The sequence below is a fragment of the Mesorhizobium sp. M1403 genome, assembly GCF_040317695.1.
Lineage (GTDB): Bacteria > Pseudomonadota > Alphaproteobacteria > Rhizobiales > Rhizobiaceae > Mesorhizobium.
The window spans coordinates 1-779 of record NZ_JAMYKY010000095.1 but is presented as its reverse complement, the minus strand read 5'-3'; the positions used below and the strand labels follow the sequence as shown (position 1 = coordinate 779).

At 65.3% G+C, this 779-nt stretch carries 1 protein-coding gene; it reads left to right on the top strand.

Annotated features, from left to right (window positions below):
• A partial coding sequence (locus NKH01_RS35180) for an elongation factor Tu (RefSeq protein WP_353024747.1) occupies window positions 1-779 on the top strand: 779 nt, incomplete at both ends.

The window sequence follows — 779 nt, the reverse complement described above, 5'->3', positions numbered from 1 at the left end:
CGCGGCATCACCATTTCGACGGCACACGTCGAATACGAGACGGCTGCCCGCCACTATGCCCATGTCGACTGCCCCGGCCACGCCGACTATGTGAAGAACATGATCACCGGTGCCGCGCAGATGGACGGCGCGATCCTGGTCGTGTCGGCCGCCGACGGCCCGATGCCGCAGACCCGCGAGCACATCCTTTTGGCCCGCCAGGTCGGCGTGCCGTCGATCGTGGTGTTCTTGAACAAGGTCGACCAGGTCGACGACGCCGAGCTGCTCGAGCTGGTCGAGCTCGAGGTGCGTGAGCTTTTGACCAAGAACGAGTTCCCCGGCGACGACATTCCGATCGTCAAGGGTTCGGCGCTTGCCGCGCTTGAAGATAGCGACAAGAAGATCGGCGAGGACGCGATCCGCGAATTGATGGCGGCGGTCGATGCCTACATCCCGACGCCGGTTCGTCCGCTCGACAAGCCGTTCCTGATGCCGATCGAGGACGTGTTCTCGATCTCGGGCCGCGGCACGGTGGTGACCGGCCGCGTCGAGCGCGGCGTCGTCAAGGTCGGCGAGGAGCTGGAGATCATCGGCATCCGTCCGACCACCAAGACGACCTGCACGGGCGTCGAGATGTTCCGCAAGCTGCTCGACCAGGGCCAGGCCGGCGACAACATCGGCGCGCTGTTGCGCGGTGTCGACCGTGAAGGCGTCGAGCGCGGCCAGGTTCTGGCCAAGCCCGGCACCGTCAAGCCGCACAAGAAGTTCGTCGCCGAAGCCTACATCCTGACCAAGGACGA